Source organism: Bacillus sp. AP8 (genome assembly GCF_000321185.1).
In the GTDB taxonomy this organism is placed as follows: domain Bacteria; phylum Bacillota; class Bacilli; order Bacillales; family DSM-1321; genus Bacillus_AD; species Bacillus_AD massilioanorexius.
On sequence record NZ_CAPG01000092.1, the window covers coordinates 22887 to 30071 of the forward strand.

7 protein-coding genes are annotated in these 7185 nt (G+C 34.6%); 6 read left to right on the forward strand and 1 reads right to left on the reverse strand.

The genetic code is table 11. The features are described from left to right. Positions 1-8: 8 nt before the first annotated feature. Entirely contained in the window at positions 9-734 is a 726-nt protein-coding gene (locus BN349_RS21850) for a M48 family metallopeptidase (RefSeq protein WP_019244446.1), read from the reverse strand. Positions 735-1037: 303 nt separating this feature from the next. On the opposite strand from BN349_RS21850, the gene BN349_RS21855 reads away from it, so the two are divergent. From BN349_RS21855 to BN349_RS25585, 6 genes are all read left to right on the forward strand, one after another. Beyond that, positions 1038-2066 carry a S8 family peptidase gene (locus tag BN349_RS21855; protein WP_019244447.1) on the forward strand — a complete coding sequence of 343 codons (1029 nt, stop codon included), beginning with the start codon at positions 1038-1040 and terminating at the stop codon, positions 2064-2066. After that, the gene (locus tag BN349_RS21860) at positions 2020-2226 is read left to right on the forward strand and encodes a hypothetical protein (protein ID WP_019244448.1); all 207 of its coding nucleotides are present in this window, start codon (positions 2020-2022) and stop codon (positions 2224-2226) included. Before BN349_RS21855 ends, BN349_RS21860 begins: the two co-directional genes overlap by 47 nt. 623 nt (positions 2227-2849) lie before the next feature. Further along, positions 2850-3230 carry a winged helix-turn-helix transcriptional regulator gene (locus BN349_RS21865; protein ID WP_019244449.1) on the forward strand — a complete coding sequence of 127 codons (381 nt, stop codon included), beginning with the start codon at positions 2850-2852 and terminating at the stop codon, positions 3228-3230. Between the two features lie 785 nt (positions 3231-4015). Further along, positions 4016-4705 (forward strand): TorD/DmsD family molecular chaperone, encoded by a 690-nt coding sequence (locus tag BN349_RS21870; RefSeq protein ID WP_019244450.1) that lies wholly within the window; start codon positions 4016-4018, stop codon positions 4703-4705. Beyond that, positions 4698-7097 (forward strand): DMSO/selenate family reductase complex A subunit, encoded by a 2400-nt coding sequence (locus tag BN349_RS21875; protein ID WP_019244451.1) that lies wholly within the window; start codon positions 4698-4700, stop codon positions 7095-7097. Before BN349_RS21870 ends, BN349_RS21875 begins: the two co-directional genes overlap by 8 nt. 13 nt (positions 7098-7110) lie before the next feature. After that, positions 7111-7185, forward strand: a 75-nt coding sequence (locus BN349_RS25585) for a 4Fe-4S binding protein (RefSeq protein WP_187370273.1), incomplete at its 3' end; no start/stop codon positions are given.

A 7185-nucleotide genomic window follows, 5' to 3' on the forward strand; every position in this document is an offset into this window, starting at 1 on the left:
TCATTTTCTTATATATATAATGTTCTTCCATTTACTCTTAACCATTCTTTTTTTGCTTCATAATCAGGCAACAACATACGCAGTGTTTCCCAGTATTCCTTTGAGTGATTCATGTATTTTAAGTGCGCTAGTTCATGGGCCAATACATAATCGACAACAGATGCAGGAGCCAGGAATATGCGCCAGTTCAGCAGAATGTTGCCGGTTGGTGTACAACTGCCCCAACGTTGCTCTTGCTCTTTGACCTTGATAGCATTTGGGTGATGAGGGAATTTAATTGTAAATCTCTTCATTCGTTCTTGGGCAAACTGATGGCCCTTTTGTGTAACCCATTCAGCGTATAGAGGGTGTAATATTTCTCTAAAGTTGGATTCTGAAATATCTTCATGGAGCTCTGCGACAAATTGTCCTCTATGGAAACGAAAAGTTGAAGCTAGAGATTCATTTATTTTTATCACTTTAAGTCGGTACTGCCTACCGAGATAAGGCAACTTTTCCCCTGATACAAACTTTCGTTTTAAGCTATTTTGATTCATCTCTTTATAACTATTCAGCTGTTGTCTAATCCAAGCACCTTTTTGATGCACTATATCTTTAATAACATCATGTTCAGCAGAAGTAGGAGCAACAACCTTAACGCCATGCTGATTTACAGAAATAGAGATGCTTTTGCGACGATTGCTTCTGGATAGTTCATATCGTATTGTTTGTGAACCGAATTGTATGTAATGCATTTTGTTTTCCTCCTATCATTATTATACCAATTAGTTTTTGAATAGATATATTATGTTTGTTTTGGAAGAGATGGGGAATCTGTGAATATGTATCAACTTAGAACAGAATAAGGAAGGAGATGTGATAATTATTAATAGTTTAATATTTTGGTTAAATTTTCTATAAATTATAGAAATGTTGTATGTTTTGATGTAATATTTAAACTATTAAAACAAAAAACCATGATAACAGTTTGGTATAATTAAGAGATTGCATAAATTAACACACAACGTTTTATACCTATATGAAGTAGGGGGACAAGGATGGAGTATCTTATTAATTTGTGTAGAGATCTTAATAATACTGATAGAGAAAGAATGAAAGAATTAAAGATATCTCTAATCTATGAATCGAAATTTTTGTCGTGCGTAGGAGTTATAGCTGATTCTGATGAAATATTAAAGTGTCTTGATTTTGTAGAGAGTGTACAAGTGCCAATTGAAGGTGAATACCAAGATGGAGAGTTTGCCTCTAGTATTGCTTTTCAACCTCCAATAAGACGTTCAATATTAGTAAAAAGTGACCTTGTTGGTTGGGGAGATACTCGGATTGCAGTATTAGATTCTGGTGTTAATCCAGATGTGAACGTTGTTGATTCTAAGGACTTTACTAATAGCGGAATAGCTGATAGAAAGGGTCATGGGAATAATGTGGCAAAGATAATTAAATATTTTGCCAAAGGGTCGAGTTTATATGTTGCAAAAATTGGCGAACATAGACCTAATGAATTATATCTAATGAATGCGATAGAATGGGCAGTTGATAATGGGGCTCAAATCATAAACATTTCTGCAGGGTTTAATCGTCAATGTAATTCAAATTGTAAGTTGTGTAAGCTTGTAGACATTGTTTCTAATTTAGGAGTAGCGATAATTGTTGCAGCTGGGAATAACGATAATAAAGTTGGTAGCATTGCTTGTCCAGGGCATGCAATGAACGCCCTTACAGTAGGGGCTATAGACAAAGATAATAAAATTGCTGACTATTCCAGTTTTGGAAAGGAAGGTAAAGGCAAGCCTAATATTGTAGCTCCAGGTAATGTGTATGTGGATGGTAATTATATAACGGGGACTTCATTCTCTGCTCCGCTTGTTTCTGGAGTTATTGGAGCAATCTTAAATAGAGTTGGTAATATTCCGAAAGCTATTGAATATATTTATACAACTACTATTGATTTAGGCTATCCTGCACACCAACAAGGATTAGGGGCTATTAGTATAAATAAAATTGTGGAGGCGATTGAAAATGAAGAAGCTGATATTAGAAGTACAGAACAAAACAGAAGTTCGTAAAATATCTGAATTCTGCACAATTATATACATATCCAAGTTCTTGAATGTTGTCGGAATTGAAATTGATGATCGGGATATATATAAATTAGAAAAAGATAAAAATATATTGAGTTATAGAGAAAGTGAAGATGGAAACTTTCAATTAGCCAAGGTTGTATAAATCGGTAATAAAGTAACGTCTCATAATTATTGGGTTCTGAATATTTTAATTCAAAAAAGCGATGCATATAATCTGCATCGCTTTCGCTTTGTATATAATAATCTAATCATGCCTGCTAACTAAATGCTAACATTTTGCTAACGGAACCTAATAAATCGCATTAAATACAAGTTGAAGATATTACACTTAAGGTGAGTAAAACGTTGATTTGATACCGTTTTGTTCCACTATAGGGAAACATATTACACTTTGAAACTATATGGGCGGCATGATGTAATCTGCCCCTGATTAATAGTGAAATGCTAAAATAGGGTATTTTAACAGAGGCTTCCCATAAGTTGCGCAAACTTATGGGAGGCTTCTTTTTTCATGTCTTGCGTTACGTGAAGATACAGATTCTTCGTGATTTGATTATCGGAATGACCGACATGAAAAGAGATATATTTTATGTTTTAGTAGTCTGTTAAAGCTCTGTATATTCGTTAGAATACTTGGTATTATCAGCCTTTTAAAGAAGGACTTGATTTTTTAATTGCTGTATGAAAATATTATAGATTGTATCAAGCGTATTACAACGATTGATTGTTTACTAGAGGACCGAAAACTCAAAGGGAGGAACAGCTATGTATGAACCAAAATTAAAAAAAGAGATGATGTGTCCTATTGAGTATGCTATAGATTTATGTGGTGGTAAATGGAAAACAAGAATTATCTGTCTAATTACATCTAACGGTACTATGCGTTACAATGCAATTCGAAAAGAATTATCGAGTGTGACGGATACAGTTTTAGCCTCTACACTGAAAGAATTGATTGCAGAAGGCGTTGTTACGAGAAAACAGTATAATCAAATGCCACCTAAAGTTGAATACATCTTAACGGAAAAAGGAGAATCGTTAAAACCTATACTGCAAAGTATTTGTCAATGGTCAAGAACCTACACAGATTTTGATAAGGAAAAAGCATTGTCACCTTGCAAATCCTGCAACCAGCTTATCAGCTAATGTAGGTTGTATGCTTATATAACTTTAATAATCTTACGCGTACTAAAGTATTTATCATAATACGCGAAAGATTATTAAAGTAGAAGATTGCTTTTATAACAACTTAAATAAATGTATGTATGCAGAATCTTCTCCTCTTTATTCTTCATATTTCTTCTTTCACGATTTTTTTATTATGCTACTTAGTTTTAGCACAATCTTTCTGCCCCTACTTTCCTTGAACCTACACTTTTAATTTTTCGAATTTTTATTCTATTATGCTTTTCTATATTCCTAAACAAAAGTGCAATTTGTATTTAAGTGATGTAACTACTAATCCATCTCTCCAAAAGGTCTTGCTTTAACAAGAAATACAGCATCTGCAAGAATTGTACTCGTAAAGTGAGAAAGCCAAAACCACATTGAGAAAGAAGTAAGCGAGCTTTGCACTCGATCACGGAAAGCGAATAGACTGGGGCGATTATCCCCTTTAAACCTTTGGCACAGCTATCCAAAAAGAGATTATGCTAACCAAAATACTAGTTACTAACAAATTTATTAGTATTTTTTTCTCCTGATGTCATTGCTAAACTAGAAAAAGTAAATTGTTTTGTGAATGAAGTCACATGAAAGCTAGATAGACCGGGACATTGATGGTTTTATCTTGTTAATATTACTGTTTTCGTCAAGTAAGAATGAATGAACTTGTTGTGAAAATAAGCTTTTCACTTATCCAAGTCAGGAAAAAGATAAATTTCACAACAAATGAAAGATTACCTGTCTGTTATTTAGAAGGGAGATTAAAAATGATAACCACCCAAGTACCTAAATTGATGTCTATTAGTAAGGAAAGAGAAGTGATTTATTCGTTTTTAAGAGTTTCTCTTCAATGTCCATTAACAAAAGAAGTACTACTGAATTGGAAAGAACATTTTTCTTCTGAATTTAAAGCTGTATTAACGGAAGGAAATGAGTATTTATGTTCTTTCTTTGAAAGTTTAGATAAGAAACCTCTTACTGAGATTGTCGAACAAGAAAAAGAAGCATATTTAGCGACATTTTATATTTTTAATGAAGATGGTAAAGTTCCAGCTCCACCGTGGGAATCCGTTTATATAACGAGAGATAAATCTCTTTTTGGTGAACCTGTTTTTCAAATGAGAAAGAAGTTATCTGAATTTGGTTTGCAGTTTATCCATGAGAATACAGATCCAGACGATCATATTGCGATTGAATTAGAGTTTATGAATTATTTAATTAACTATACACTCTCTGCTATTGAAGAAGGTAGGGAAGCAGATTATATCAAAGGTGTTTATACACAATATTGGTTGATGAAAGAACATTTAAACAGATGGATTACCCCTTTTACGATGGATATTCTCTCTTCTCATACAAGTGATTTTTATAAAGGAATTGCACTATTACTGAGCATATTTGTAGAGGAAGATTTTGAATATATTAAAACAATGAAGGAGGACCTCGACAATGAGTGAGAATATTTTTGAAAAAATCTCAAATATAAAGATGAAACGCCGCTCATTTTTAAAGTGGTCGGGTGCGGTAGCTGCACCAGCAATTATCGGAGGTACTGCGGTATCAAGCAATCTTGTGAAAAAAGTAAATGCCGCAAGCTCAGATAGTAAAGTGGACGCTACAGTCATTCCAACATGTAGTACGCTAAACTGCGGAGGAAAATGTTTAATTAAAGCTCATGTAAAAGATGGTCAAATTGTACGATTAAGCACAGATGATGATGCAAGAGATGAACATGCTGATAATGAACAGTATCCGCAAATTCGTGCTTGTGTGCGTGGTCGTGGATATCGTAGACATATTTACTCTCCAGATCGTATAAAAAAGCCTTTAAAACGTGTAGGTAAACGTGGTGAAGGTAAATTTGAAGAAATTTCATGGGATGAAGCAATTAAAATCATAGCTAAAGAAAATAATCGCATTAAAGAAAAATATGGTCCTGCTTCTCGCTTCAGCCTTTATGCGACTGGACAAACTGGACAAATTGGTAGTGGAGATACAGTTATTCAAAGACTGCTTGCATTAGATGGTGGTTATTTAGGACGATATTCAAACTATAGCTCTGGTCAACATAGTGTAGCAACTCCTTTTACTTTTGGTGTAAGCGCTGCATCAAGTAGTTGTAATACATTGTTAGATTCAAAATTGATTATTTTACATGGTATGAATCCTGCTGAAACCATTATTGGACATTTTAATATGTATTTACGTATGGCAAAGGCTAAAGGAGCAAAAATTTATACTATCGATCCAAGAAAGACAGATACAGAAGTAGCTCTAGCAGATGATTGGTTTCCTGTAAAACTAGGTACTGACAATGCATTAATTGCTGCAATGGCTTATGTGATTTTCTCGGAGAATTTACAAGATAAAGAATTCTTGGATAAATTCTGTATTGGTCATGACGAAGCTCATATGCCAAAAGGTGTTCCAGCAGGAGAATCTTATTACAGCTATGTTATGGGTGTGAAAGATAAAACACCAAAAACACCAGAATGGGCAGCTAAGATAACTGGATTACCTGCAAGTCGAATTAAACAGCTAGCACGTGAAGTAGCCACTACAAAACCAATGGCTTGGGTACAAGGAAATGGTATTAACCGTCATATGAACGGTGAGCAGATGTCTCGTGGTGGCTCACTTATAGCTGCATTAACAGGTAACATCGGTATTAGTGGAGGCTGGGCTGGTGCAGGTGCAGCTGGTGAAATTATTAAATATGAAAAGTTCCCAATTCCTGATAATCCTTTAGATATTAGCATTCCATGTTTCTTGTACACAGATGCTATTGTACGTGGTAAAGAAATGGGAGCAAAAGATGGCGTTAAAGGGTTAGAAGAAGGGCAAACTTTACCTTCTAATATCAAAATGATTTATAACATGGCAGGTAACTGTTTAGTAAATCAACATTCCGATATTAATAAGACAATCGAAATTTTGGAAGATGAGTCATTGTGTGAATTTATTGTAACTTCAGACATTTACATGACTCCATCTGCTAAATATTCCGATATTGTTTTACCAACTTGTACGTTCTTTGAACAAAACGACTTAGTTCCACCATGGAGCTACGGTCAACACATTTTCCTATCACAAAAAGTGGTTGAGCCATTATACGGTTCTCTAACAGAATATGAGTGGATGTCGAAGTTAGCTGCTGAGCTAGGAATTGAACAAGAATTTACAGAAGGTAGAACACAAGATGAATGGGTGAAATGGATGATTGAAGAATCGAAAAAGAAAGATCCAAATTTCCCAACATACGAAGAAATGCAAAAAAATGGTGTGTATAAATATAAAGATATTACAGTTGTCAAATTCGCAGATCAAATCAAGGATTTGAAGAATAACCCATTTGAAACACCATCCGGGAAAATTGAGTTATTCTCTAAAGACTTATTTGATATGAATAATCCTGAAGAAATTCCTGCGATTCCAAAGCATGTGGCAGTTGAAGAAGGGCCTGAAAGTGAATTAGCAAAAAAATATCCACTTCAAGTTTTTGGTTGGCATGTGAAGAGACGTTGTCACTCTACCTGGGATACAAGTGATTGGATGGAAGAGGTACAAACTCAAGAGCTTTGGATTAATCCTATTGATGCGGACAAACGTGGCATTAAAAATGGAGATCAAGTTGAAATCTTTAATGATCGTGGAAAAATAAATATACCTGCAAAAGTGTCAAGTAGAATTATGCCTGGAGTTATTGCGTTACCACAAGGTGGTTGGTTTAATCCGGATCAAAAAGGCATAGATAAACGAGGAGCAATCAACGTTCTTACTAGTCAAAAAGCTTCACCGTTCCATTGTAATCCTCAACATACCAATTTAGCAGATGTAAAAAAAGCGTAGGGAGGAATAAAACATGGCTCAATTAGGCTTTTATATAGATCAAGCTCGTTGTAATGGCTGTAACGCTTGCGTTGTAGCTTGTAAAGAT